This window comes from Streptomyces sp. NPDC039465, assembly GCF_055639315.1.
This window is the reverse complement of the sequence record NZ_JBVKAP010000012.1, coordinates 1,020-26,892: the sequence shown is the minus strand read 5'-3', so window position 1 is coordinate 26,892 and position 25,873 is coordinate 1,020. Positions and strand designations below refer to the sequence as shown.

General features: G+C 73.2%; 21 protein-coding genes and 1 pseudogene. 6 read left to right on the top strand and 16 right to left on the bottom strand.

What is annotated here, in order from left to right:
• Nucleotides 1–16: 16 nt before the first annotated feature.
• The gene (locus tag ACZ7LT_RS30175) at nt 17–646 is read right to left on the bottom strand and encodes an NUDIX domain-containing protein (RefSeq protein ID WP_471239284.1); all 630 of its coding nucleotides are present in this window, start codon (nt 644–646) and stop codon (nt 17–19) included.
• Nucleotides 647–716: 70 nt separating this feature from the next.
• Nucleotides 717–2,387, bottom strand: coding sequence for a CTP synthase (locus ACZ7LT_RS30170; RefSeq protein ID WP_471239283.1), 1,671 nt, complete (start codon nt 2,385–2,387; stop codon nt 717–719).
• Nucleotides 2,388–2,767: 380 nt separating this feature from the next.
• On the opposite strand from ACZ7LT_RS30170, the gene ACZ7LT_RS30165 reads away from it, so the two are divergent.
• The gene (locus ACZ7LT_RS30165; RefSeq protein WP_471239436.1) at nt 2,768–4,570 is read left to right on the top strand and encodes a glycoside hydrolase family 15 protein; all 1,803 of its coding nucleotides are present in this window, start codon (nt 2,768–2,770) and stop codon (nt 4,568–4,570) included.
• 77 nt (nt 4,571–4,647) lie between these two features.
• Nucleotides 4,648–6,039 (top strand): FAD-binding oxidoreductase, encoded by a 1,392-nt coding sequence (locus ACZ7LT_RS30160; protein ID WP_471239282.1) that lies wholly within the window; start codon nt 4,648–4,650, stop codon nt 6,037–6,039.
• Between the two features lie 7 nt (nt 6,040–6,046).
• Here ACZ7LT_RS30160 and ACZ7LT_RS30155 read toward each other — a convergent pair whose 3' ends face one another.
• The gene (locus ACZ7LT_RS30155; protein ID WP_471239281.1) at nt 6,047–7,672 is read right to left on the bottom strand and encodes a flavin monoamine oxidase family protein; all 1,626 of its coding nucleotides are present in this window, start codon (nt 7,670–7,672) and stop codon (nt 6,047–6,049) included.
• Nucleotides 7,673–7,698: 26 nt separating this feature from the next.
• Nucleotides 7,699–9,216, bottom strand: a complete 1,518-nt coding sequence (locus ACZ7LT_RS30150; RefSeq protein ID WP_471239280.1) for an APC family permease — start codon at nt 9,214–9,216, stop codon at nt 7,699–7,701.
• A 151-nt stretch (nt 9,217–9,367) separates the two neighbouring features.
• Here ACZ7LT_RS30150 and ACZ7LT_RS30145 point away from each other — a divergent pair, with 151 nt between their 5' ends.
• Entirely contained in the window at nt 9,368–10,999 is a 1,632-nt protein-coding gene (locus tag ACZ7LT_RS30145; RefSeq protein WP_471239279.1) for a PucR family transcriptional regulator, read from the top strand.
• A 276-nt stretch (nt 11,000–11,275) separates the two neighbouring features.
• Here ACZ7LT_RS30145 and ACZ7LT_RS30140 read toward each other — a convergent pair whose 3' ends face one another.
• The 3 genes from ACZ7LT_RS30140 to recN all read right to left on the bottom strand — a co-directional run bounded on the left by ACZ7LT_RS30140 (nt 11,276) and on the right by recN (nt 14,976).
• A complete protein-coding gene (locus ACZ7LT_RS30140) occupies nt 11,276–12,361 on the bottom strand; it encodes a glycosyltransferase family 4 protein (RefSeq protein WP_471239278.1) in 1,086 nt (361 codons plus the stop codon).
• A 90-nt stretch (nt 12,362–12,451) separates the two neighbouring features.
• Nucleotides 12,452–13,189 carry a hypothetical protein gene (locus ACZ7LT_RS30135; protein WP_471239277.1) on the bottom strand — a complete coding sequence of 246 codons (738 nt, stop codon included), beginning with the start codon at nt 13,187–13,189 and terminating at the stop codon, nt 12,452–12,454.
• Between the two features lie 68 nt (nt 13,190–13,257).
• Nucleotides 13,258–14,976, bottom strand: coding sequence for a DNA repair protein RecN (gene recN / locus ACZ7LT_RS30130; RefSeq protein WP_471239435.1), 1,719 nt, complete (start codon nt 14,974–14,976; stop codon nt 13,258–13,260).
• Nucleotides 14,977–15,160: 184 nt separating this feature from the next.
• On the opposite strand from recN, the gene ACZ7LT_RS30125 reads away from it, so the two are divergent.
• Nucleotides 15,161–16,483, top strand: coding sequence for an FtsX-like permease family protein (locus ACZ7LT_RS30125; protein ID WP_471239276.1), 1,323 nt, complete (start codon nt 15,161–15,163; stop codon nt 16,481–16,483).
• A gap of 25 nt (nt 16,484–16,508) precedes the next feature.
• Here ACZ7LT_RS30125 and ACZ7LT_RS30120 read toward each other — a convergent pair whose 3' ends face one another.
• From ACZ7LT_RS30120 to ACZ7LT_RS30110, 3 genes are read right to left on the bottom strand one after another with little or no spacing between them, the layout of a single operon-like run.
• Nucleotides 16,509–17,411: an NAD kinase gene (locus tag ACZ7LT_RS30120; RefSeq protein ID WP_471239275.1), complete on the bottom strand. Its 903-nt coding sequence runs from the start codon at nt 17,409–17,411 to the stop codon at nt 16,509–16,511.
• Nucleotides 17,408–18,223: a TlyA family RNA methyltransferase gene (locus ACZ7LT_RS30115; protein WP_471239274.1), complete on the bottom strand. Its 816-nt coding sequence runs from the start codon at nt 18,221–18,223 to the stop codon at nt 17,408–17,410. Before ACZ7LT_RS30115 ends, ACZ7LT_RS30120 begins: the two co-directional genes overlap by 4 nt.
• 7 nt (nt 18,224–18,230) lie before the next feature.
• Nucleotides 18,231–18,563 (bottom strand): hypothetical protein, encoded by a 333-nt coding sequence (locus ACZ7LT_RS30110; RefSeq protein WP_471239273.1) that lies wholly within the window; start codon nt 18,561–18,563, stop codon nt 18,231–18,233.
• A 42-nt stretch (nt 18,564–18,605) separates the two neighbouring features.
• Here ACZ7LT_RS30110 and ACZ7LT_RS30105 point away from each other — a divergent pair, with 42 nt between their 5' ends.
• Entirely contained in the window at nt 18,606–18,953 is a 348-nt protein-coding gene (locus tag ACZ7LT_RS30105; protein ID WP_471239272.1) for an SCP2 sterol-binding domain-containing protein, read from the top strand.
• A gap of 51 nt (nt 18,954–19,004) precedes the next feature.
• Here ACZ7LT_RS30105 and ACZ7LT_RS30100 read toward each other — a convergent pair whose 3' ends face one another.
• From ACZ7LT_RS30100 to ACZ7LT_RS30085, 4 genes are all read right to left on the bottom strand, one after another.
• Complete coding sequence (locus ACZ7LT_RS30100) at nt 19,005–19,856, bottom strand: ABC transporter ATP-binding protein (RefSeq protein ID WP_471239434.1); 852 nt, start codon at nt 19,854–19,856, stop codon at nt 19,005–19,007.
• A 59-nt stretch (nt 19,857–19,915) separates the two neighbouring features.
• Nucleotides 19,916–20,935: a FecCD family ABC transporter permease gene (locus tag ACZ7LT_RS30095; RefSeq protein ID WP_471239433.1), complete on the bottom strand. Its 1,020-nt coding sequence runs from the start codon at nt 20,933–20,935 to the stop codon at nt 19,916–19,918.
• 74 nt (nt 20,936–21,009) lie between these two features.
• Complete coding sequence (locus ACZ7LT_RS30090) at nt 21,010–22,062, bottom strand: FecCD family ABC transporter permease (protein ID WP_471239271.1); 1,053 nt, start codon at nt 22,060–22,062, stop codon at nt 21,010–21,012.
• A 58-nt stretch (nt 22,063–22,120) separates the two neighbouring features.
• Nucleotides 22,121–23,170 carry an HAD-IIA family hydrolase gene (locus ACZ7LT_RS30085; protein WP_471239270.1) on the bottom strand — a complete coding sequence of 350 codons (1,050 nt, stop codon included), beginning with the start codon at nt 23,168–23,170 and terminating at the stop codon, nt 22,121–22,123.
• A gap of 72 nt (nt 23,171–23,242) precedes the next feature.
• On the opposite strand from ACZ7LT_RS30085, the gene ACZ7LT_RS30080 reads away from it, so the two are divergent.
• Entirely contained in the window at nt 23,243–24,523 is a 1,281-nt protein-coding gene (locus ACZ7LT_RS30080) for a DUF1015 domain-containing protein (protein WP_471239269.1), read from the top strand.
• 67 nt (nt 24,524–24,590) lie between these two features.
• On the opposite strand, the gene ACZ7LT_RS30075 is transcribed toward ACZ7LT_RS30080, so the two are convergent.
• The gene (locus ACZ7LT_RS30075; protein WP_471239268.1) at nt 24,591–25,364 is read right to left on the bottom strand and encodes a tetratricopeptide repeat protein; all 774 of its coding nucleotides are present in this window, start codon (nt 25,362–25,364) and stop codon (nt 24,591–24,593) included.
• Nucleotides 25,346–25,873 (bottom strand): annotated as a pseudogene (locus ACZ7LT_RS30070) (hypothetical protein); the annotation flags it as partial. The pseudogene ACZ7LT_RS30070 and the gene ACZ7LT_RS30075, both read right to left, overlap by 19 nt.

Below are 25,873 nucleotides of genomic sequence, written 5' to 3'. Positions count from 1 at the left end.
ACCCCAGGCGGGGGTCCTACGAGGCGAACGGCCGGGCCGGCCACGGCGCCTCCGCCGGGCGCAGCGCGTCCATGCCGCCCTCCAGGGACCGGGCGGTGAGCAGCGAGAGGACACCGACCACGAGGCAGTTGTTGTGCAGTTCACCCGCGAGGACTCCCCGGGCCAGCTCCTCCAGCGGGATCCGGGCGAGCTCCATGTCGGCCTCCTCCTCGGCGACCTCGAAGCGGTCGCCGTCCGCCTCCGACAGATCGCGGGCGAGGAAGATCCGTACGGCCTCGTCGCAGCCGCCGGGCGTGGTGTAGACGTCGGTCAGCACCCGCCAGTCCTCGGCCTTGACGTGGGCCTCCTCGTACAGCTCGCGCTGGGCGGCGTGCAGGGGGTTCTCGCCGGGGACGTCGAGCAGTCCGGCCGGGATCTCCCAGAGCTTGTGGCGTACGGGGTGGCGGTACTGACGCAGGACCAGGACCCGGTCCTCACCGTCGAGGGCGAGGACGGCCACCGAGCCGGGGTGGACCTGGTAGTCGCGCCGGGCGACCGTCCCGTCCGGCATGACCACGTCGTCCGCGCGGACACTCGTCTTGTTCCCCCGGAACGGCGTCGCCGACTCGGTGACCCGCCACTCCTCGGGGGTGTCCTTGATGGTCATGTCGTCCTCCCTCATACGAAAACCGGGGTACGGAACGCGTCCGTACCCCGGTCAACCGTAACGCTACGGGCTACTTGCCCTTGCGGGTGGCCTGCTGGCGCTCGACGGCGGCCTTGACCAGGCCGGCGAAGAGCGGGTGCGGGCGGGTCGGGCGGGAGCGCAGCTCCGGGTGGGCCTGGGTGGCGACCAGGTAGGGGTGGACCTCGCGCGGGTACTCGACGTACTCGACGAGCTTGTTGTCCGGGGAGGTGCCCGAGAAGACGATGCCCGCCTTCTTCTCCAGCTCCGCGCGGTAGGCGTTGTTCACCTCGTAGCGGTGGCGGTGGCGCTCCTCGACGTACGGCTGGTCGCCGTAGACCTCGCGGACGATGGAGCCCTCGGCCAGCTTGGCCGGGTACAGGCCCAGGCGCATCGTTCCGCCCAGGTCGCCGGCGCCCTCCACGTAGGCGAGCTGCTCCTCCATCGTGGAGACGACGGGGTGCGCGGTGGCGGAGTCGAACTCGGTGGAGTTGGCCTCGGGGATGCCGGCCAGGTTCCGCGCCGCCTCGATCACGATGCACTGCAGGCCGAGGCAGAGGCCGAGCAGCGGCACCTTGTTCTCACGGGCGTACTGGATGGCGCCGACCTTGCCGCTCACACCGCGGTCGCCGAAGCCGCCGGGGATGAGGACCGCGTCGACGTCGCCGAGCTGCTTCTTGGCGCCGGCCGGGGTCTTGCAGTCGTCGGAGGTGACCCACTTGACCTTGACCCGGGCCTTGTTGGCGAAACCGCCGGCGCGCATGGCCTCGGTCACCGACAGGTAGGCGTCGGGCAGGTCGATGTACTTGCCGACGAGCGCGACGGTGACCTCGTGCTCGGGGTTGTGGACCCGGTCGAGCAGGTCGTCCCAGGTGGTCCAGTCGACGTCGCGGAACGGCAGGTCCAGCTTGCGCACGACGTAGGCGTCCAGGCCCTCGGTGTGCAGGACCTTCGGGATGTCGTAGATCGACTTGGCGTCGATGGCGGCGACGACCGCGGCCTCGTCCACGTCGCACATCAGCGAGATCTTGCGCTTGATGGCGGTGGGCACGTCACGGTCGGCGCGCAGCACGATCGCGTCGGGCTGGATACCGATGTTGCGCAGGGCGGCGACCGAGTGCTGGGTCGGCTTGGTCTTCAGCTCGCCGGACGGGCCGATGTACGGCAGCAGCGAGATGTGCACCACGAAGACGTTGTCCCGGCCGACCTCGTGGCGGACCTGGCGGACGGTCTCCAGGAACGGCAGCGACTCGATGTCGCCGACCGTGCCGCCGACCTCGGTGATGACGACGTCGACGTCGTCGGTCGCCATCCGCCGGATGCGGTGCTTGATCTCGTTGGTGATGTGCGGGATGACCTGGACGGTGTCACCGAGGTACTCGCCGCGCCGCTCCTTCGCGATGACCTGGGAGTAGACCTGGCCGGTGGTGACATTGGCCGAGCCGTCGAGGTCGACGTCGAGGAAGCGCTCGTAGTGGCCGATGTCCAGGTCGGTCTCGGCGCCGTCGTTGGTGACGAACACCTCACCGTGCTGGAAGGGGTTCATCGTGCCCGGGTCGACGTTGAGGTACGGGTCGAGCTTCTGCATGGTGACGCGCAGGCCCCGGGCCTTGAGCAGCGCACCCAGGCTGGAGGCGGTCAGGCCCTTGCCGAGGGAGGAGGCGACACCCCCGGTGACGAAGATGTGCTTGGTCGTCGAGGATGACAAGGATCGTGCCGGCATCGCCAAGAGGGGGCTCCCGTGGTCGCGTAGTGATGTGCGTACCGGCTCTCCACCCAGGTTTCGGGGGCGCCGTCGCTGCGGTTCGGGGGTGCCGTTCACATGTGAGGGGCCCACCGGTCCACGGGGTACCAGGGTATCAGCGCCGGGAGGCGACCGCGTCCGGCCACGCGCGGCACACGCGCGTGCGCGTGGCGCGACGGCCGCCCGGGTTCGCCCGGTGTTGTCCCCTGTGTCACCCCTGACGCAGGGGTCAGGCCGCGCCGCGTGGTCGGCACGGTCGCGCGGATCACTACGGTGCGTCGTATCCTGCTCGGACCCCTTGACCGCTGACCTGCAAGTCGCCCTGCGGGGCGAACGTGGCCGTTCGACTGGAGATGCACGTGGCCGGGCGCATCGAGGATTACGCACTCATCGGAGACATGCAGACCGCCGCCCTGGTCTGCCGGGACGGGTCGGTCGACTGGCTCTGCCTCCCACGCTTCGACTCGCACGCCATCTTCGCCGGGCTCCTCGGCACCGAGGACCACGGCTTCTGGCGCGTCGGTCCGGCGTACCCCGGAGGCACCACCCCTCCCCCCGCCGACCGGCGCCGCTACCGGGGCGACTCGCTGATCCTGGAATCCGAGTGGGACACCCCGCGCGGCACCGTCCGGATCACCGACTTCATGCCGCCGCGCGACGGCGCACCTCAGCTCGTGCGCATCGTGGAGGGCGTGAGCGGGCGCGTTCCGATGCGCTCGGCGCTGCGGATGCGCTTCAGTTACGGCCGGGTGGTGCCGTGGGTCCACAAGGTCGACGCGCGCACGGTCGCCGTCGCCGGGCCGGACTCGGTCTGGCTGGACACCGACGCCGACACGTACGGCGAGCATCTGACCACGTACTCCGACTTCACCGTCTCGCCGGGCGAGCGGTTCGCCTTCACGATCAGCTGGCAGCCCTCGCACAAGGAGCAGCCGCCGCTGCCCGACCCGGAGGGCTCGCTGGAGGCGACCGCCGACTTCTGGCGCGAATGGGTCGAGCACTGCACGTACCACGGCCCCTACCGGGAGGCCGTCGTCCGCTCCCTGATCACGCTGAAGGCGCTGACCTACGCCCCCACCGGCGGCATCGTCGCCGCGCCCACCACCTCCCTGCCGGAGGAGATCGGCGGCGTACGCAACTGGGACTACCGCTACACCTGGCTGCGGGACGCCGCGATCACCCTCTCCTCGCTGCTGCGCACCGGCTACCGCGAGGAGGCCCGTGCCTGGCGGGAGTGGCTGCTGCGGGCGGTGGCGGGCGACCCGGAGAACCTCCAGATCATGTACGGCATCGCGGGCGAGCGGGAGCTCGGCGAGACCGAGCTGGACTGGCTGCCGGGGTACGAGGACTCCCAGCCGGTCCGGATCGGCAACGGCGCCGCGCACCAGCTCCAGCTGGACGTCTACGGCGAGGTCACCGAGGCGCTGCACCTGGCGCACATGACCGGACTCGCCCGCAACGACTACGCCTCGCTGCTCCAGCTCAAACTGATCCGCTACCTGGAGACGCACTGGGACCAGCCGGACGAGGGCATCTGGGAGGTGCGCGGGCCGCGTCGGCACTTCGTGCACTCCAAGGTCATGGCGTGGGTCGCCGTCGACCGCACGATCAAGCTGATCGAGTCCGGGGACGCGGACGGGCCGCTGGAGCGCTGGCGCGAGCTGCGCGACGAGATCCACCGGGACGTCTGCGAGAAGGGCTACGACGCGGAACGCAACACCTTCACGCAGTCCTACGGCTCGCAGGAGCTGGACGCCTCGCTGCTGCTGATCCCGCAGATGGGCTTCCTGCCGCCGGACGACAAGCGGGTCATCGGCACGATCGAGGCGATCCAGCGGGAGCTCTCCACGGAGGACGGCTTCGTGCTGCGCTACCCGACGGCCGGCGAGGACGCGGGCGTCGACGGCCTTGAGGGCGACGAGGGCGCGTTCCTGGCGTGCTCGTTCTGGCTCGCGGACGACCTGGCAATGATCGGCCGGGTGGACGAGGCCCGCAAGCTCTTCGAACGGCTGCTGGCCCTCCGCAACGACCTGGGCCTGCTGGCGGAGGAGTGGGACGCGCGCCTGCAGCGGCAGGTCGGCAACTTCCCGCAGGCGTTCAGCCACGTGCCCCTGATCGACACGGCCCTGCGGCTGACGGCGAGCGGGGCGTACGGAGGCTGACCCGGCCGACGCGCAGGGGCCGCCGGGCCGGGGCTACGCTGAGAAAAAGTCCTGTCGCCCCTGGGAAGGGGGGCACCATGACCGCCCCCAGCGTGAAGGCCCCGGCGCTCGCCGGTCTCCGCGAGGACCTGACCGGCGAGGTCCACGTCCCCGGTGATCCGGGCTACGACGAAGCCCGGACGGTCTTCAACAGCATGATCGACCGGCGGCCCGCGGTGATCGCCGGGTGCGCGTCCGAGGAGGACGTGGCCCGGGCGATCCGGTTCGGCCGGGAGAACGACCTGGCGATCGCCGTCCGCGGCGGCGGCCACAGCGTCGCCGGCATGTCCGTGGCCGACGGCGGTCTGGTGGTGGACCTGCGCCGGATGAGGTCCGCGGAGGTCGACACCGAGGTCCGCGCGATACGAGTCGGCGGCGGGGCCACCCAGAGCGACCTGGACCGGGCGGCGCAGCCGCACGGTCTCGCGACCACCGGCGGGCGGGTCTCCACCACCGGGGTGGGCGGCTTCACGCTCGGCGGCGGTTCCGGCTGGCTGGAGCGGCGGTTCGGGCTCGCCTGCGACAACCTCGTCTCCGTCGACCTGGTGACCGCCGACGGCGAGTTCGTCCACGCCAGCGGGGACGAGAACCCCGAGCTGTTCTGGGCGCTGCACGGCGGCGGCGGAAACTTCGGCGTGGCCACGGCGATGACGCTGCGACTGCACCCGCTGCCCTCGTTCTCCTTCGTACTGCTGCTGTTCGCGCCCGAGGCGGGCTTCGAGGTGGTCACGACCTACCGGGACCTGATGGAGTCCGCGCCGGACGAGGCGGGCGGCGGGGCGATCTACCTGACGGGGCCGCCCGAGGAGTTCGTACCCCCGGACCGGGTCGGCACGCTGCTGTGCGGGGCGCTGGTCACGTACGCCGGCACCGAGGCGCAGGCGCGGGCGTTGGCCGCGCCGCTCCTGGACATCCCGCACGTGGGCGAGGTCGTCGCCGAGCTGCCGTACGCCGACTTCCAGTGCATGCTCGACGACCCGCCGGGCATGCGGAACTACTGGTCGGCGGAGTACCTGGAGCTGTTCCCCGACGCGGCCGCCGAGCAGTTCTGCGACCTGGCGTCGTCGATGCCGATGCCGTCGCCGAGCCAGCACGCGCTGCTCCCGATGGGCGGTGCGGTGGCGCGCACGGGCGGGCAGTATCCGGTGCCCTGGCGACAGTCGCCTTGGGGCGTGCACCCCTTCGGGGTCTGGGAGGACCCGGCGGACGACGAACGCGGCCGGCAGTGGGTGCGGGACGTCCGCAAGGGCATCGAGCCGTGGAGGTCCGGCCACGTCTATCTGAACTTCATCGGGCAGGAGGGCCGGGAGCGGGTCGTCGCGGGCTACGGCGCCGGTAACTACCGGCGCCTGGCCGCGGTCAAGGCGGAGTACGACCCCGACAACGTCTTCCGCCTCAACCACAACATCGAGCCCGCCACCGAGAGCTGACGGACCGTCAACCCAGCGCGGCGATCACCTCCCTCGCCGCCCGCTCGCCCTCGGTGGCACCGCCCTCCATGAACCCCTGGAAGTCGTAGGAGCAGTGCTCGCCGCCGATGTGGACGTTGCCCTGCGCGGTGCCCTCGTATCCGGCGTACCGGTGCAGATATCCCACCGGCCAGCAGGAGTACGCGCCCAGCGTGTACGGGTCGCGGTGCCAGGCGGAGAGCTGGGCGCGGCCCGTGTACGCCTTGGAGGTGCCGGGGAAGAAGGCGTCGACGCCCCCCAGGTGGCGGGCGACGAGGTCGCGTACGTAAGGGTCGGACTCGGTGGAGAACGGCCCGGCGGGGCTGAGGGCCCGGGCGAGGCCGCCGCCGCCGTACTGGATGAGGATGCCGCCCGTGCCGCCCTGGATTTTCGTGGTGTCCCAGGTCTGCTGGACCTCGCTGTCGGTGAAGCAGTCACCGGCCGAGACGCCCGGCCAGGGGCCGGTGCCGCGCCAGGGACGGGTGGCGAACTGCATGTTGAGCTTGGTGCAGTACCCCATGCGCGCGTCCCGCAGCAGGTTCTTCATCAGCGGGTCGAAGCCGGCCTGGGTGAGGTCGAGCCGTTGGAGGACCGGCAGCGGCAGGCACAGGACCGTGTGGTCGGCGGTGACGGTGCGGGTGGCGCCGGCCTCGGTGAAGGTCAGCGTCTGGGTGCCGTCGGCGTTGGCGCGTACGGCGGTGAGCGACCAGCCTCTGCGCAGGGTGCCGGGGGCGAGGGCGCCCGCGATGGCGTTGGGGAGCCGGTCGTTGCCGCCGGTGATGTGGTACCGCTCGTTGGACAGCCCCCAGACGTTGAAGTGGCCGGGATTGGTCTGGTAGCCCATGAGCAGCACCAGGGCGAGGGAGGACTGCTCGGTGGTGTCCGCGCCGTACTCGACGGCGTACGCGACGTCGATGAACGTGCCGAGCGGCGAGGCGTGCCCGCCGGGGACCCGGGACTCGATCCATTCATATACCGACATGTTGTCGAGTGCGGTGCCGGTGGCGGTGGTCTGGTTCCACTTCACCTCCCCCGCCTCGGAGAGGTCGCGGCGCAGGGACTGATAGACGGCCTTGAAGTCCTCGTCGGCCTGGTGGCGCGGGTAGTAGGCGCCGCCGAACCAGAGGACTTCCTCGGCGCCGCTGGGTCCGCCGCCGAGGAAGTCCTCGACGGGCAGGTCGAAGCGGCGGCAGAGGGAGAGGATCTTCTTGTGGCCGGTGTCGATCAGCTCACCGCCGATCTCCGAGGTCTGGCCGTACGCCCAGTGGCCGCGCTGGGTCCACATGCGCCCGCCGACCCGGGAGGGGTTGGCCTCGTAGAGGGCCGGGGTCAGGCCGGCGTCCTGGAGGGTGAGGGCCGCGGTCAGGCCGGAGATCCCGGCGCCGACGACGGCCACGCGGGCGGGGGTGGCCGCCCGCGCCACGGCGGGGCGGGAGGCGGCCGCGGCGGCCGTGACGGCGATCCCGGCCGCGGCGGCGTACTTCAGCAGGGACCGCCGGCCGACGGCGTCGGCCCTCATGTCCCGCAGCTCGGCGACGGGGAGGCCCAGCCGTCGGGCGTCGGCGTGCTCGGCGGCCAGCTTCTTCAGGAGGTGCATCGGGTTGGTGCGTGCCATGGGGGCGCTCCTGGGGAGGGGAGGGGTCAGGCCTGGGTGACGGCGGCGGGCGCGGACGGCTCGGGTGCGTCGGTGCGTTCGACCGCGTCCTCCAGGACGATCCGGCCGATGACGGCGTACCGCTCGGGCGCTCTGGCCTTGAGGTAGAGGCCGAGTCCCAGGCCGCCGAAGAAGACGAGCCCGACGATCCAGGGGATCGCCGTGAAGAAGAGGGAGTCGGCGGCGAGCCCGGCCGCGGTCTTCATGTTCATGACCAGCAGGACGACGACGGCGATCATGCCGACGCCGCCGAGGAGCGGGGCGGTGAAGGTCTTGAACCAGTGCCGGTCCTCGGGGTGGTTCTTGCGGAAGTAGCCGATGACGGCGAACGAGCAGAGCGTCTGGACGATGAGGATCGCCATCGTGCCGAGGATCGCGAGCAGGGTGTACAGATGGATGTACGGGTCCTGGCCTGTGAGCCAGAAGGCGCCGACGAGGGCGACCGCGATGGCCGACTGGACGTAGGAGGCGATGTACGGGGAGCCGTGCACCGGGTGCGTGCGGCCGAGCGCCGGGTGGAGGAAGCCCTCGCGGCCGATGGCGTACAGATAGCGCGAGGCGCACTGGTGGAAGGCCATGCCGCAGGCGAAGGAGCCGGTGAGCAGCAGCCACTGGAAGGCGTCGACGGCCCAGGCGCCGATGAAGGACTGGGTCGGGGCGAAGAACAGGTCGAGCGGGGTCGCGGAGCCGGCGAGCTTGACGGAGCCGCTCAGGCCGTTGCCCGCGATGGTCATCCAGGAGACGTAGATGTAGAAGACTCCGACGCCGATGACGGAGATCAGGGTCGCCTTGGGGATGACCCTCTTGGGGTCCCGGGACTCCTCCCCGTACATCGCCGTCGATTCGAAGCCGACCCAGGACCAGAAGGCGAAGAAGAGGCCGAGGCCGGCGGAGGTGCCGGTGAAGGCGTTGACGGGGTTGACCGGCTCGACCGGTATGCCGTCGGGGCCGCCGCCGCTCAGCAGGACGGCCGTCGCCACGGCGAACAGCACGGCGATCTCGGCGACGAGCATCACGCCGAGGGCCTTGGCGGTGAGGTTGATGTCGAAGTACGCGAGGACGGCGGTGACCGCGAGCATGCCCGCGGCGTAGACGATCCACGGCAGGTCCACCCCGAGCTGATCGGCGACCGTGGTCTTGGTGAAGTACGCGAAGACGCCGACGATCGAGGCCTCGAAGACGATGTAGGCGAGGACGGCGAGCATGCCGGAGGCCATGCCCGCGATCCGGCCCAGGCCGTGGGAGATGTAGCCGTAGAAGGCGCCCGCCGCGGTGATCCGTTTCGCCATGGCGACGTAACCGACCGAGAAGACGGTCAGCACGAGGGTCGCGAAGAGATAGCCGGCGGGGGCGCCGGTGCCGTTGCCGAAGCCGACGGCGATGGGGAGGTTTCCGGTCATCGCCGTGATGGGAGCGGCGGTCGCGACGGCCATGAAGACCACGCCGACGAGCCCGACCGAGTTCGCCTTGAGCCGCTGCACCTGTGAGGTGGGGTTCTCTGCCATGGCGCGACACCATCCTCCGCAGTGACGTAGACCACAATCGACAGGAGGTCGCGCAATTGAGCCATGGGCGCGACGAGTTGTCGCCGCGCGGGCGGGCTCGTCACGGCGGGGGATGTTGCGCAAACACCTACCGCGGGTAGCGTCCGGCCCCATGGACAATCAGGGCGGGATCACCGTGCAGCGGGCGCTTGAGCTGCCCGGACTCCGCGGCGGGCTCCCGGAAGTGGTCGCCGGCGCCGACCGGCTGCACCGCACCGTGCGCTGGGTGCACGCGGGCGAGGTGCCGAACATCGCGTCGCTGCTCAAGGGCGGCGAGCTGCTGCTCACCACCGGGCTCGGCCTGGGCACCCGCCCGGCCGAGCAGCGGGCGTTCGTCCGCCGGCTGGCGGACCGGGGGATCGCGGCGCTGGTCGTGGAGCTGGGCCCGCGGTTCAGCAGGCTGCCGGCCACGATCGTGGAGACGGCGCGGGCGGCGGGCCTGCCGCTGGTGCAGCTGCACCGCGAGGTGCCGTTCGTCTCGGTGACGGAGGAGGTCCACACCGAGATCGTCAACGGCCATTACGCGCTGCTGCGGCAGGCCGAGGAGGTGCACCGGCAGTGCACGGAGGCGCTGCTCGGCGGCGGCGGGGTGCCGCAGGTGCTGCGGATCCTCTCCGACTTCACGGCGAACCCGGTGTTCCTGGAGACCGCGGACGGGCAGCTGCTGTACGCGGCGGGCACGGAGAGCGGGCCGGCGGACCCGCTCCAGGTCTGGGACGGGCTGCGCGGTCAGCGGGCGGCGAGGGAGTCGGGGCCGCCGACGGGCTCGGTGCTGGTGGACGTCCCGGGCGGCGGCCCGGGCTCGGGCAGTGTGCGCGCCCGCCTGGTGCTGCTGTCCGTGGCGGGCCCGCTCTCACCGGTGCACCGGATGGCGGCGGAGCGGGCGGCGGGGATCCTGGCGGTCGTCCTGATGCAGGCGCGCCAGGAGGAGGAGCTCGCGGCCCGTGGCCGCGGCGACTTCCTCACGGACCTCGCGGAGGGCCGCATCACGGCGGAGGACGCGCCGGCGCAGGCGCGGGTGCTCGGCTTCAAGCCCGGCGAGGGCCCGCTGCTTCCCGTGGTGATGCGCCTCGCCTCCGAACTCTCCCCCTCGGGCAACTGGGCGCTGCTGGCCCGGGCGGTCCTGGAGGAGCTGTCGTCCGTGGGTGTGCCGGTGCTGCTGGGCGTACGTCCGGTGGAGGGCCGGGTCCCGCTGCTGCTGGGCCTGCGGTCGGAATCGGAGCGGACGGCGGTCGCGGACCGGGTCGCGGCGGCGCTGCGGGCGGGCGTCGAACGGGCGGGCCTGTCCCGGGCGGGCGCGGGCACGCACCCGCCGGTCGTGGTGGTCGGCGTCGCGGGCGGCTGGGCGGCGGCCTCGGCGAGCCTGCGCCACGCGGCGGAGACCGCGACGGCGGCCCAGGGCCTCTCGGACCGCCCCTGGTACGACGCCCGCCGCCTCGACATCGACCTGCTCCTGTGGCGCCTGCGGGACCACCCGGACCTGGCGGCCTTCGTCGACCGCGCGATCGGCCCCCTCCGCGACCACGACCGCACGTCCCGCCCCCCACTCCTCCCCACCCTTCAGACGTACCTGGCCCACGCGGGCCGCAAAGCGGAAACGGCCCGCGAACTCCACCTCAACCGCCAAACCCTCTACAACCGCCTGGCCCGCATCTCCGACCTCCTCGGCACGGACCTGGACGACCCGCAGACAGTCCTGGCGCTGTCGTTGGCACTGCGGGCGCGGCGACATACGGCGGGGTAGGGGCGGCCGCCAGGCGGTTGTGGGCAGCCGTTCCGCGGTGGGGGCCCCAGGAACGAAGTCCTAGGGGGAGGAACGGGTGGTCACAACCGCCCACCGGCCCACAGCCGCCCCTCAACGGCCGCGCCCGCCGCGCCGCGGGCGAAGCCGCGGGGCGGGGCAGCGCGCCTCGCGGGCCGGGCGTCGACCCCCGCGTGCCAGGGCTCGCCACCCACCACCCGCCCCCGGCAGGGTTTTCGGGAAGGGGCGGGGTGGGGGAACAACCCCCCGCCGACACCCCTACGCGCCCGCCAGCTCGTCGTACACGCTCAGCACCTGCGCGATCGTCTCGTCCTCCGTCGGCCACGTCGCCGCCTGCGCCCGGCCCGCCGCGGCCAGGGCGTCGCGGCGGGGGCGGTCCGCCAAGAGGGACGTGACCGCCGCGGCGAGGGCGGGGGCGTCGCCGTAGGGGACCAGTTCCGCCGCGTCGCCGACGAGTTCGGGGACGCCGCCCACCGCCGTGGCCACCAGCGGCACGCCGAGGCGCAGCGCCTCCTGGGCGAGCAGGGAGCGGGCCTCCCAGCGGCTGGGGAGGACCGCGAGGTCCGCCGAGGCGAGCAGCTCGGTGACGTCGTCGCGGCGGCCGATCAGCCGCACCGGCAGCCGCTCCCCCTCGATCCGCCGCTGGAGCGCCCCCCGCTCCCGGCCCTCCCCCGCGATCGCCAGCAGCGGCTGCGGATCGAGGTCCCGCCACTCCCGCGCCGCGTCGAGGAGCGTCCCGTACCCCCGGTGCGGCTCCAGACTGCCGACCGCCATCAGCAACGGCCGCCCCACCGCGCCCAGTTCGGCCCTCGCCTTGGCCTCGTCCCCGCCCGCCTCGGCCGCCGGCACCCGCCCGGCCGGGATGGTGATCGGCGCGAGGCGGGCGTCCCGCGCGCCCCGCCGCCGCGCCCGGTCGACGAGTTCGGAGGAGGTCGCGAGGACCACCGCCGCCGCCCGTACCGTCCTGCGCTCCAGCAGCCGCAGCAGACCCCCGCGCGCCCCGTCGGCGTGGCTGCGCGTGTGCCAGGTGACGACGAACGGGGTCGACCCGCCGCCGAGGGCGAGACCGGTGCGTACGGCGGCGTGCAGGCCGTGCGCGTGCACGATGTCCGCGCCGGCGCACGCCACTCGCAACGCCCCGACCGTCGCGGGGTCGTTGCGCCGCGGCACGGGTACGAAGTGCGCCCCGGCGCCAAGGAAGTCGTAGACACGGTCGAGTTCGGGCGGGGCGCACACGGTCACCCGCACCCCTCTCGCCACCAGCCCCGCGGCGAGTGATCTGACGTGTGCGCTGCTGCCCGCGCTGCCGCCGCCCAGCACTTGGACCGTACGCAGCTGTGTCACGCGCCCAAGGATGCCAGCCCGTACGCACGTTCCGGCACCGATGCGCCGTCCTTCCCGTGTCGCCGCTGGCAACTCCCGTCCGCGTATCACTCACATGGGTGAGCGCGCGAGGTCGCCGTACACGGCCGCGGCGACGAGGCCCGCCGCGTGGGCGGCGAGACCGAGGCGTCCGTTCCCGGCGGCGACGGCGGTACCGAGGGCCGCGCCGAGCGCGTGGGCGCCGGTGTCGCCGAGCATGGTGCGCTCGCCGAGGTCGTCAACGAGGACGGCGGCCGCGGCGCCCATGGGGGCGGCGGCGACGGAGCCACGGAGCAGCCCGGGGGCGCCGAGGGCGAGGACGGTGAGCGCCGCCCGCCCGGGGCGTACGTCCACGAGGTTGACGAGGTGCGCGGTGCCGGCGACGACGACTCCGGCGAGGAGCCTGTCCAGGGGCCGTTCCTTGAGCAGGGCCCCGGCGACGAGCCCGGCGGCTCCGATGCCGACGAGTTTGACGGTCCCGCTGGTGATCTCGCCGTCGCGCAGCGCCGTCAGATGGGCCCGGAAGCCGCGCCGCTCGTCGCCGTTCAGGTCGTCGTAGCGCCCGCACGCCCCGGCCACCAGCGTCGCCAGCGCGGCGGGAACGCTGCCGGCCGCAAGGGAGCTGCCTGCGGCGACGGCGGGCCCGGCGAAGAGGTCGACGGTCCGTCCGGCGTAGTTCCGCCGGTGCCATGAGGTGTCCCCGTACGACGTGTCACCGCGGCGCCGCAGCCCCGCGTGCACCGCGCGCGTGACCCCCGCGGCGACGGCGAACGTACCGATCCTGCCGGCCCTGCTCAACGATCCGATCATATGAAGCACCCTATGAGGGCGCCTTGGAGCTCTCGCAGGCGCGCCTGGCCCCGCCCGCGCTCCGTCGCCTACGCGTCCGCCCGCGCCGTCGCCAGCAGTTCCTCCGCGTGCGCCCGCGCCGTCTCCGAGTCCTCCTGCCCGGCCAGCATCCGGGACAGCTCCCGCACCCGGTCCTCGCCCTCCAGGACCGTGACCCCGGACCGCGTCACGGACCCGTCGTTGGTCTTCTCGACCAGCAGCTGCCGGTCCGCGAAGGCCGCCACCTGCGGAAGGTGGGTGACGACGACGACCTGCGCGGACTTGGCGAGCTTGGCCAGACGGCGGCCGATCTCCACCGCCGCCTTGCCGCCGACACCCGCGTCGACCTCGTCGAAGAGATACGTCGGCACCGGGTCCGTACCGGCGAAGACGACCTCCACGGCCAGCATCACACGGGACAGCTCACCGCCCGACGCGCCCTTGGCGATCGGCCGCGGCGGGGCTCCCGGGTGCGGGGCGAGGAGGAGTTCGACCTCGTCGGCGCCGGTAGGTCCGTAGGCGACCGTACGGCCGCCGACCTCGACGCCCTCCGGGTCCTCCAGCTGGCGGATGTCGAAGGACACGCGCGCGTGGGGCATGGCGAGCGAGGCGAGCTCGGCGGTGACGGCGTCGGCGAACCGCGCCGCCGCCTCCGTGCGGGCGTCGGTCAACGCCTGAGCGAGCCCGGACAGTTCCGTCCGCAGCGTGTCCCGCTCGGCGGTCAGCTCGCCGATCCGGTCATCGTCGCCGTCCAGTTCGGTGAGCCGGGCGGCGCTCTCCTCGGCCCAGGCGAGGACGGCGGCGATGTTCTCGCCGTACTTACGGGTCAGGCCGGTGAGCGCGGCGCGGCGCTCCTCGACGGCGGCGAGCCGCCGCGGGTCGGCGTCCAGGTTGTCGGCGTACCCGGCCAGCTCCCCGGCCACGTCCGCCAGCAGGATGGCGATCTCGCCCATCCGGTCGGCGAGCGCGGCGAGCGCCGGATCGTGGGCGCGTACGGCTTCCAGGGCCCGGCCCGCGCCGCCGACGAGGGTCGTCGCGTCGACGGCCTCCGGGTCCTCGGGGTTGCCGGCGAGGGCGCCGTGCGCGAGGGCCGCGGCGGAGGCCAGTGCCTCGGCGTGGCCGAGCCGTTCGGCCTCGGCGGCCAGCTCCACGTCCTCGCCCGGCAGCGGTTCCACGGCCTCGACCTCGGCGAGCCCGAAGCGCAGCAGATCCGCCTCCTGCGCCCGCTCCCGGGCGCGCGTGGTCAGTTCGTCGAGTTCGGCGGTGACGGCCCGCAGACGGCGGTACGCCTCGCCGTACGCGGCCAGCGGGCGGGCGACGGCGTCGCCCGCGTACCGGTCCAGCGCCCCGCGCTGCCGCGCGGGCTTGAGCAGGCCCTGCTGGTCGGTCTGGCCGTGGACGGCGACCAGCTCGTCGGCCAGCTCGGCGAGCAGGCCCACGGGCACCGCGCGCCCGCCCAGGTGCGCCCTGGAGCGTCCCTCGGCCGAGATCGTGCGGCTGACGAGCAGCGCGCCCTCGTCGAGTTCGGCGCCGGCCTCCTCGGCCCGTGCGGCCACGGAGGCGCCCGCGGGCAGGCTGATCCGGCCCTCGACGACGGCGGAGCCCGCGCCGATCCGCACCAGGGCGGGGTCGGCGCGCCCGCCGAGCAGCAGCCCCAGGCTGGTCACGACCATGGTCTTGCCCGCACCGGTCTCACCGGTCACCGCGGTGAAACCGGGTGACAGCTCGACGACCGCGTCGTCGATGACTCCGAGCGACCGTATCCGCATCTCCTCCAACACGGTGAAGACCTTACGAGGTCGGGGGGCGTGTGTGCGACGGCCCCCGCCCCGCGCCGGCGAAGGCGCAGGTCGTGGCGGGCCTTCGTCACCCGCCGGGGTAGGGATTTCCCCCCTGCGATCCGGGTGCCCGCCGCATGTCGCCGGCGCCCCGCCCCGCCGCACCATGATCAACATGACGACGACACGACTGGCGCTCGCCGCGCTGCGCGCCCACCGGCCCGCCTTCGCCGGAACGGCGGTGGCGGCCCTCTTCGCCTCGGCGGTGATGAGCGCGTCGACCACGATGCTAGGGGTGACGAGCGGGGTCCGCACGGAGGGCGTGGGCGAGATGGCGCTCGTCCTGCTCATCGGATCCATCTACATGTCGATTTTCGTGGTCGTCTCGACGATGGGGACGGCGGTCACGCAGCAGCACCGCGAACTGGCGCTGGTACGGGCCGTGGGCGCCCGGAGCGGTCAGGTCCGCCGCGCGGTCGCCGTCCAGGCGCTCGCGGCGTCGGTACCGGCGGCGCTGCTGGGCTGCGCGGGCGGCTGCGCGCTGGCGCGGGTGTGGTTCGACGGCATGGTGGGGCACGGCCTGATCCCGACCGGGACGGCCTTCTCCCTGACCTGGCTCGCCCTGCCCCTGTCCGTGGGCGTGACGGCGGTGACGTCGACGCTCGCGGCCGTCCTGTCGGTGCTGCGCTTCTCGCTGCTGCGCCCGGCGCGTGCCCTGGAGGAGGCGGCGAGCGGGCGGCGGACGCTGGGCCTGGTCCGCACCCCGCTGGGCCTGGCGGCCGTGGCGGGCGGCGTGGCCCTGTCGGTGCTGCTGTCCCGCGAGCCGGCCGAGAAGGCGGGTGAGGCGTCCTTCCTGGTCCTGATCCTCTTCTGCGTCGGAACGGGCCTCCTCGGCCCGCGGCTCATCGGACCGGCGGCCTGGCTGGTGTCCGCGCTCGTGGGCCGCTTCGGCAGCAGCGCACGGCTGGCGATGCTCAACGTCCGTACCCAGCCGAGGCGTTTCGCGGCCGCGGTGGTGCCGCTCGTGCTGGTCGTCGGCTTCGGCCTCACCAAGATCGCGATCCATACGACGGCGGAGCACCGCACCGGATCGGCCGGCGCCCGCGGCGAGGTGTGGCTGGACTACTTCGGTACGGGGCTGTACGCCGGGTTCGCGGCGATCGCCGCCGCCAACACCCTGGCCATGATCTCCTTCGAGCGCCGCCGGGACGTCGCGCTGCTGCGGGTCGTGGGGAGCCAGCGCCGCCAGGTGCGGGCCATGGCGGCCTGGGAGGCGGCCGTGGTCGCCCTGACGTCCCTGCTGCTCGGCACGGCGATCGCGCTGGCCACCCTCGCCCCGCTCCTCGACACGGCCTTCGGCTCGCCGCTGCCGTACCTGCCCTGGCCCGTCGCCGCCTCGATCGCCGCCGCCACGCTGCTGCTGACCCTGCTCGCCACCGGCCTGCCGGTCCGCGCGGTGCTGCGGAGCCGGGCCATCCATGTGGTGCAGGCGGCCTAGGACGACCCAGGACGGCCTACGGGCGCTAGTGCGGCGCCCCCCGCCAGCCCGAGACGGGCAGCGCGAACTTGGCGACCAGACGGTCCGTGAAGGAGGCGTGGTGGAGCCGGGCCAGCCGGACCGGGACCACACCGCGGCGCACCTCCACGCGCGCGCCGGCCGGCAGTTCGACCGTACGGCGGCCGTCGCACCACAGGACGCCGTTCGGCGTGTGCGGCTCGACCTCGACGGCGAGGACCGAATCGGGCGTGGTCACCAGCGGCTTGGCGAACAGCGCGTGCGCCCCGATCGGCACCATCAGCAGCGCCTCCACCTCGGGCCAGATCACCGGCCCGCCCGCCGAGAAGGCGTACGCCGTCGACCCGGTCGGCGTCGCGCAGATCACGCCGTCGCAGCCGAAGCCGGTCACCGGCCGCCCGTCGATCGCGAGCACGACCTCCATCATCCGCTCGGGCGACACCTTCTGCACGGCCGCCTCGTTCAGCGCCCAGTCGGAGTGGAGCAGATCGCCGTTCTGGTACACGGAGACGTCGAGGGTCATCCGCTCCTCGACCTCGTACGCGCGCGTGACGACCCGGTCGACGACCTTGTCCAGGTCGTCGCGCTCGGCCTCGGCGAGGAAGCCGACCCGCCCCAGGTTGACGCCGAGCATCGGCACCCCCGAGGCGCGGGCGAACTCCGCACCGCGCAGCAGCGTCCCGTCGCCGCCGAGCACGATCAGCAGCTCGCAGCCCTCAAGGACGTCCGAGCAGGCCTCCGGGACGGTCTCGACCTCCGGCGGCAGCGGCAGATCGGCCGCCTCCGCCGCCAGGACGCGTACGCCCAGGCCGCTGCGGAGCAGCCCCTGCACGACGAGTTCGGCGCTGCGGACGGCGGCCGGCCGGCCGGTGTGCAGGAGCAGGAAGACAGTACGGGGTGTTGAACTCAACGAGGTCCCTCCGCCACGGCGCGGTCCACATCCGCCGGATCGAGCGCGGGCGCCCCGGCCCGCAGCCACAGAAAGTACTCGACGTTGCCGGAGGGGCCGGGCAGCGGGCTGGCGGTCACGCCCAGCACCCCGAGCCCGAGCCCGGCCGCCTGCCGCGCCACGTTCCGTACCGCGTCCGCGCGCAGCTCGGCACTGCGGACGACACCACCGCTGCCGAGCCGCTCCTTGCCCACCTCGAACTGCGGCTTGACCATCAGCACCAGGTCGGCGTCGGGCGCGGTGCAGCGCACCAGCGCGGGCAGCACGAGCCCGAGCGGGATGAACGACAGATCCCCGACGACCAGGTCGACGGGCTGGTCGTCGATGAGTTCGAGCGTCAACTCACGGACGTTCGTACGGTCCTTGACGGTGACCCGCTCGTCGCTCTGGAGGGACCAGGCGAGCTGGCCGTAGCCGACGTCCACGGCGACCACGTGGGCGGCTCCGGCGCGCAGCAGCACATCGGTGAACCCGCCGGTGGACGCGCCCGCGTCCAGCGCGCGCCGGCCCTCGACCTTCAGCCCCCGGGGGACGAAGGCGGCCAGCGCCCCGGCCAGCTTGTGGCCGCCGCGCGAGACGTAGTCGGGGTCGCTGTCGTCCTGGGTGACGACGATCGCCGCGGCGGTCTCCACCTGCGTGGCGGGCTTGGTCGCGAGGGTCTTGCCGACGGTGACCCGTCCCGCGGCGATCAGCTGGCTCGCGTGCTCGCGCGAGCGGGCGAGCTTACGACGGACCAGCTCGGCGTCGAGGCGGCGGCGTGCCACTCCTGCCACGTTCGGTTCAGCTCCTGTTGTCGTGGGACGGCCTGTACGGCGATACGGGCTCGGGGCGGGCGTCCAGCGCGGTCAGCGCGTCACGCAAGCCCCGGTGTACATCCTCGTACACGTCCAGGTGTCCGTCCGCCGGGAGGTGGTCCGCATCGGCGAGACGCTCCAGACGGGCGTCGATGCAGGGGTGCCCGGTGGGGGTGCGGGCCACGCCGAGGGGCGCGGGGGCGGCGGGCTCGTACGCCTCCTCGGGCTCGGCGTCGGGCCGGGGGTCCAGGCGCGGGTCGGCCTCGGCCTCGGTCTGGCCGTCGCCGGGGGCCTGCGTCGGTTCGGGCGCTTCGCTCATGCCCAGACGCTACCGCGAAGCCCTGGGGTACGGTCGGTCACGATGGCAACGACGGAGGAGTGCCGCAGCGCACTCGACACACTCTCTGACAACCTGGCGCGGGCGAACGGCGACGTCCGCGGCGCGGCCGCGCTCGACCGTACGGTCAGCTGCCACATCACCGACCTCGACCTCACCTTCGTGGGACGGCTGCGGGGTGGCCGGATCGAGGTCGACGACACCTTGCCCGGGCCGCCGCCCGGCAAGGCCCAGATCCGGCTGGCGATGAAGGGCGACGACCTCGTCGCGATGGTGAACGGCGACCTGAACTTCGCCAAGGCCTGGGCCTCGGGCCGAGTCCGCCTGGAGGCGGGCTTCGGCGACCTGCTGCGCCTGCGGAACCTGCTCTAGGTCCTGGCCGGCGGAGGCTGGTACGTCCGCGGGACCACCCACCGCCCCGCGTCAGTCGCTCAGCGCCTGCGCCCGCTCCGGCGCCCGTACGGCGGCCGCCTTGGACCGGGCCTCGCGGGCCGCCGGGACCACCAGGGGGGTGCCCGTCTCCGGGTCGTCGATGACCTGGCAGCGCAGACCGAAGACCCGCTCGACCAGCTCCGCGGTGACGACCTCGGACGGCGGACCCTCGGCGACGATCTCGCCGCCCCGGACCGCGATCAGGTGCGTGGCGTAGCGCGCGGCGTGGTTCAGGTCGTGCAGCACGGCGACCAGGGTCCGGCCCTGGGTCTCGTGCAGCTCGGCGCACAGGTCGAGGACGTCGATCTGGTGCTGGATGTCGAGGAAGGTCGTCGGCTCGTCGAGCAGCAGCAGCGGCGTCTGCTGCGCGAGGGCCATCGCGATCCAGACCCGCTGGCGCTGACCGCCGGAGAGCTCGTCGACGTACCGCTCCCCCAGCTCGCCGACCCCGGTCGCGGCCATCGACTCCTGGACGATCCGCTCGTCCTCGGGCGACCACTGCCGCAGCAGCCCCTGGTGCGGGTAGCGGCCCCGGGCGACGAGGTCGGCGACGGTGATGCCGTCGGGCGCGATGGACGACTGCGGGAGCAGCCCGAGCGTCTTGGCGACCTTCTTCGCGGGCATGGTGTGGATGGCCTGGCCGTCGAGGAGGACCTGGCCCTGGGACGGCTTGAGCATCCGGGACAGCGCGCGCAGCAGGGTCGACTTGCCGCAGGCGTTCGGGCCGACGATCACCGTGAAGGAGTTGTCGGGGATCTCCACCGACAGGTCGCGGGCGATGACCCGCTGATCGTAGGAGAGGGTGACCGATTCCGCGCTGAGGCGCTGACGCCGGCTCTGCATGGACGTACTCCTGGACTTCTTCTCGGAGGTGTCGGAGGTGGGGGTCGACGGCGTCGGGGTCATATCCGGCCTGCCTTGCGTTCGGTGACCAGCAGCCAGAGCAGGTAGACACCGCCGACGACGCCGGTGACGACACCGACCGGCAGCTGCCGCTCGCCGAAGGCGTTGCTCGCGGTCCAGTCGGCGACGAGCAGCAGGGCGGCGCCCATCAGGGCGGACGCGCCGAGGCCGGGGCCGGGCGAGCGGGTGAGGCGGCGGGCCAGCTGGGGGGCGCTGAGCGCGACGAAGGTGATGGGTCCGGCGGCCGCCGCGGCGACGGAGACCAGCACGACGGCGGAGGCCATGAGGACGATCCGGGTCCGCTCGACCCGTACCCCGAGCGCATACGCCGCGTCGTCGCCCATTTCCAGCATCCGCAGCGGTCGGCCGAGGGCCAGCACCAGCGGGATCAGGACGGCGCACACGGCGAGCAGCGGCCAGAACTCGGCCCAGTCGCGGCCGTCGAGCGAGCCGGTCATCCAGACCACGGCGCGGGTCGCGTCCACCAGCTGCGCCAAGGTGAGCAGGTAGTGGATGACGGCCGTGAGGATGGCGGCGACGCCGATGCCGATGAGGACGAGCCGGAAGCCGTGCACCCCGCGCTTCCAGGCCAGCAGGTACACGGCGGCGCCGGTGACCAGGCCGCCGACGACCGCGCCGACCGCGACGGCGGCGGCGCTGCCGTGGAAGAGCACGATCACGGTCAGCGCGCCGACGGTGGCGCCCTGCCCGAAGCCGATGACGTCCGGGCTGCCCAGCGGGTTGCGGGAGACGGACTGGAAGACGGCGCCGCCGGTGCCGAGCGCGGCGCCGACGAGGACGGCGACGAGGACCCGCGGCAGCCGCAGGTCCTGGACGACGAACTCCTGGGCGGTGGTGCCGTTGCCGAGCAGGGTGGCGACGACGTCGGCGGGCGCGATGGGGAAGTCTCCGCTGCCGATGAGGACGACGGAGACGGCGAGGATCACGGCGAGCAACAGCAGCGCGGAGAGCGCCGCCCGGGGCTCGATCCGCAGGGAGAGCCCGCCGGCGGTGCGGATGGCCTTGACCGTACGGGTGGAGGGCGCTGACCGCCGCGCGGGGGCCTCCGGCGCGGGGGACGGCTGGGTCGCGGTCACAGCTGGGCCATCCTCTTGCGGCGTACGAGGTGGATGAAGACGGGCCCGCCGACGAGGGCGGTGACGATGCCGACCTGGAGCTCGGAAGGCCGGGTGACGACCCGGCCGAGCACGTCGGAGCCGAGCAGCAGGACGGGCGAGAGGACGGCCGCGTACGGCAGGATCCACCGCATGTCGGGCCCGGTGATGGCGCGTACGAGGTACGGCACCATCAGGCCGATGAAGACGATCGGGCCGCAGGCGGCGGTCGCCGCTCCGCAGAGCAGGGTGACGGCCAGCATGGCGAGGACTCGGGTGCGGTTGAGGTCGGCGCCGAGCGCGCGGGCGGTGTCCTCGCCCAGCTCCATCGCGTTGAGGGGGCGGCAGATCAGCAGGGCGAGGACGACTCCGGCCACGATGAACGGCGTGACGTTGCGGACCGTCTCCATGTTCGCGGTGGCGAGCGAGCCGACGGTCCAGAACCGGATCCGGTCCAGCGCGGCCGAGTCGAGGAGCTGGACGGCGTTGACGTAGCCGTAGAGCGCGGCGGTGGCGGCGGTGCCGGCGAGGGCGAGCCGTACGGGCGTGGCGCCGCGGCTCCCGCCGAGCACGTACACGACCACGGAGACGACGGCCGCGCCGAAGAAGGCGAACCACACATATCCGGTGATCGAGGTGACCCCGAAGAAGCTGATCGCGGTGACGACGGCGGCGGACGCGCCCGCGTTCACGCCCAACAGGCCCGGTTCGGCGAGCGGGTTGCGGGTGAGAGCCTGCATGACGGCGCCGGAGAGGCCGAGGGCGATGCCGACCAGGAGCCCGAGCAGGGTCCGCGGCACCCGCAGGTCCTTGATGATCACGTCGTTGCCGGTGCCGTCGTTCTGGAACAGTCCGTGCCACACCTCGCCGAGCGGCACCGCTTTGGCGCCGACCATGATGCTCAGAACACAGATCAGCAGCAGGACACCGACGGCGACGAACAGCCCGAGCGCGCGTATGGAGTTGCGCCGGGACGGCTGGGCAGCGGCTATCGGCTCCGCGCTCGTTTGAGGGGGACTCTCGACCAACACTCGGTTAGGTTAGCCTACCCAACTATGGGGTCGGCCGAGAGCTCCGCCCAAGATCACCTCACCACCCGAGCCGGGCCAGCGCCTTTCCGGAGTCGAGGCCGCACGAGCCGTCCCCGGCGTGGGTCCAGGCGGCCGCGCACAGCGCCCGCAGCCCGTCCAGCGGCGTCCCCTCCCCGTCGAGCGCGAGCGCGTCGCCGCGTACCTCCGCCGTCCAGCCCCCGCAGCTGAAGCCGCCCTCGGCCCCGGCCACCTCCGTGACGTCCGGCTGCCCGGTCAGCAAGCCCCGCAGATCGGCGTCGACATACGTCGGCCGGTGCCGCGGCACGGCGGCCAGCAGCTGCGCCGCGTCGGTCACCCCGGTCAGGACGAGCAGCGAGTCCACACCCCCGTTGAACGCGCCCTCGATGTCCGTGTCCAGCCGGTCCCCGACCACCAGCGGCCGCTCGGCCCCGGTCCGCAGGATCGTTTCGCGGTGCATCGGCGGCAGCGGCTTGCCCGCCACCTGCGGCTCGGCGCCCGTCGCAATCCGTACGACCTCCACGGCCGCGCCGTTGCCCGGCCCGATCCCCCGGCGGCCGGGAATCGTCAGGTCCGTGTTGGACGCGAACCACGGCACCCCGCGCGCCACGGCGTAGCACGCCTCCGCGAACCGCCCCCAGGGCAGCTCCGGCCCGCCGTAGCCCTGCACCACCGCCGCCGGATCGTCGTCCGCCGACTCCACCGGCTCCAGACCACGCTCGCGCAGCGCGACCCGCAGCCCCTCGCCGCCGATCACCAGCACCCGCGCCCCGGCCGGCACCTGCTCGGCGATCAGCCGCGCCACGGCCTGCGCCGAGGTGATCACGTCACCGGCCTCGGCCGGCACACCGAGCTCGGTCAGATGCCGGGCCACCGCGTCCGGGGTACGCAGCGCGTTGTTGGTGACGTACGCGAGGTGCATCCCGCCGTCCCGGGCCGCCGTGAGCGACTCCACCGCATACGCGATGGCCTCCCCGCCCGCGTACACCACACCGTCGAGATCCAGCAGCGCCGTGTCGTACGCCTCGCTGAGCGCGGTCGCACTCCCCCGCGGCCTTCCGTCCGGCCGATTCCTGCCGTGCTGCCCCATAGATCCCTACTCCTCGCTGGTTGCCACTCCCCCGATCATCGCTCATCGTCGTCACCCACTTACGATGACGGGATGAACAACGGTCCCGCGGCCAACGACGGTCTGCAGCTGGTCCCGTTCCGAGGACTTCGCTATGTCCCCGAACGGGTCGGCAGCCTGGCCGCGGTGACCTCCCCGCCGTACGACGTCGTCGTCCGGCCGGACGGCCTCGACCACCTCGAGTCGGCGGACCCGTACAACATCGTCCGCCTCATCCTGCCGCAGGCCGACACCGCCGCCGAACGCCACCGCCAGGCCGCCAAGACCCTGGACCGCTGGCTCTCCGACGGCGTCCTCGCCCCCGATCCCGAGCCCGCGCTCTACGTCTACGAGCAGCGCAGCGGCGACATCCTCCAGCGCGGCATCATCGGCGCGCTGAAGCTCTCCACCGCCGAGGAGGGCGTGGTGATGCCGCACGAGGACGTCATGCCGCACGTCGTCGAGGACCGCGCCGCGCTGATGCGGACGACCGCCGCCAATCTGGAGCCCCTGCTCCTCACCTACCGCGGCGACGGCGACCCGAACGGCGCGACCGCCGTCATCGAACGCGCCATCCAGCACCCCCCGCTGCTCTCCACGACCACCGAGGACGGCTTCCAGCACCAGCTGTGGTCGGTCACGGACCCGGACGACCTCGCCGCGATCACCCGCGATCTGACGCACCACCAGGCCCTCATCGCCGACGGCCACCACCGCTGCGCCGCCTACCTGCGGCTGCGCGAGGAGCACCCCGGCGCCTCCGGCCCGTGGGACTACGGCCTGGTCCTGCTCATCGACACCGCCCGCTACCCGCTGCGGGTACGCGCCATCCACCGCCTCCTCAACCGCCTCCCGGTCGCCGACGCGCTCACCGCCCTGGAGGGCAGCTTCCGCGTACGGCCGGTCGACGGCCCGCTGCCGCACGCCCTGGAGGTCCTCGCGACCGCCGCGGCCGACGGCAACGCGTTCCTGCTCGCCGGGGACGGCGCCTTCCACCTGGTCGACCGCCCGGACGAGGACCTGCTGGCCCGCACGATCCGCACGGACCGCCCGCGGGCCTGGCGGACCCTGGACGCGACCGTGCTGCACTCGACGATGCTCGACCACCTGTGGCGCATCCCGGACGCCCCGGAAGACATCGCCTACCTCCACGACACGGAGGCGGCGATCTCCCTCGCGGAACGCCGGGGCGGCACGGCGGTGCTCATGCATCCGGTACGGGAGGAGGTCGTCCGCGACCTCGCCCGCCAGGGCGTCACGATGCCGCGCAAGTCCACGTCGTTCGGCCCGAAGCCGGCGACGGGCCTGGTGCTGCGCAGCCTGAACCTGGACTGAGCCGGCCTACGGACATGAAAAAGGGCGGCGCCCCCGAGGGGGTGCCGCCCTTTTCCGTGCCTATGGCTCAGGCCTTGTCGCCGTCCTCGGCGTCGTCAGCGTCCTCGCCGTCCTCCGCCTCGTCGGCCCCGGCGGACTCCTCCGAGTCCTCCGGCTCCTCCGGCTCCTCGATGAAGCCGGCCTCGGCGTCGGCGTCCACATCGCTCTCGTCGGCCGCGTCGACGAACTCGATGCCGTCCATCTCGGCGAGCCGGTCGGAGGCGTTGGTCGCGCCGTCCTTGTCGGCCTCGACCGTCTTGGCGAACCACTCACGCGCCTCGTCCTCACGGCCGGCCGCGAGGAGCGCATCGGCGTACGCGTACCGCAGGCGCGCGGTCCACGGCTGCACGGAGCTGGAGGCCAGCTCCGGGCTCTGCAGGGTGACGATGGCGGCGTCGAGCTGCCCCAGGTCCCGGCGGGCGCCGGCGGCGACGAGCCGCATCTCGACCTGCCCGGCCTTGTCCAGCTTCTGCACCTCGGGCTCACCGGCCATGGCGAGGGCCCGCTCGGGACGGCCCATGCCGCGCTCACAGTCGGCCATGACGGGCCAGAACTCCACGCTGCCGGTCATCCGCTTGGCGGCCCGGAACTCGGCCAGGGCCTCGGAGTACTTCTGGTTCGCGTACGCGGCGAAGCCGGCGGCCTCACGCACGGCGGCGACACGAGAGGCGAGCCGCAGGGCGACGCGGGAGTAGGCGTACGCCTTCTCCGGGTCCTCGTCGATGAGCTGAGCGACCATCACGAGGTTACGAGCCACGTCCTCGGCGAGGGTCTTGGGCAGGCTCATGAGCTCCTGGCGCACGTCCTGGTCGATCTCGTCACCGGTGACGTCCTGCGGGATCGGCAGCCGCTTGATCGGCTCCCGCTCGCGGTCACGGTCCCGGTCGTCCCGACGCCCGTACCCACCACGGCGGTCGTCTCGCCGATCGTCGCGCCGGTCGTCACGGCGCCCGTACCCGCCACCACGGTCGTCGCGACGGGGGCCACGGTCGTCACGGGGACGCTCGTCACGACGGTCGTCCCGACGGAACGAAGGACGGTCGTCACGGCGGTCGTCACGGGGGCGATCGTCACGGCGGAAACCGCCACCACGGTCATCGCGACGGGGGCCGCGATCGTCACGAGGACGCTCGTCACGACGGTCGTCCCGACGGAACGGGGGACGGTCATCGCGCCGGTCGTCACGGGGGCGATCGTCACGGCGGAAGCCGCCACCACGGTCGTCGCGACGGGGGCCACGGTCGTCACGAGGACGCTCGTCACGACGGTCATCGCGCCGGAAGGCCGGCCGGTCGTCACGGCGGCCGTAGC